This window comes from Lacinutrix sp. MEBiC02595 (assembly GCF_053601555.1).
Genome location: NZ_JBSHNU010000023.1, coordinates 1 through 405, shown reverse-complemented (window position 1 = coordinate 405; position 405 = coordinate 1). Strand labels below are relative to the sequence as shown.

Annotated in this window: 1 pseudogene; it reads left to right on the top strand. The window is 42.7% G+C overall.

Features of this window, described 5'->3' with window-relative positions:
• Positions 1 to 405 (top strand): annotated as a pseudogene (locus tag ACVCZW_RS00065) (hypothetical protein); the annotation flags it as partial.

The window sequence follows — 405 nt, the reverse complement described above, 5'->3', positions numbered from 1 at the left end:
GGAGATTTAACAAATGTAGATTTAACAGACATAACAAGTGACTGGGCAACTGCAGATTGTGATGGAGACGGAGTAAGTAACTTAGACGAAGTAGATCCTGATGGAGACGGCGTTCAAGGACCAAACGACACCGATCCAAACGATGCATGTGAATTTACTGTAGCAGATATTACATTACCTGTAACAGCAATCACAGATTGTGATGGTGATGGAGAAACAAGTGATACGGATCCAAATGATACCGATCCATGTATCGGAGGAACATTAACAAATGTAGATTTAACAGACACAACAAGTGACTGGGCAACTGCAGATTGTGATGGTGACGGAGTAAGTAACTTAGACGAAGTAGATCCTGATGGAGACGGCGTTCAAGGGCCAAACGACACAGATCCAAATGATGCA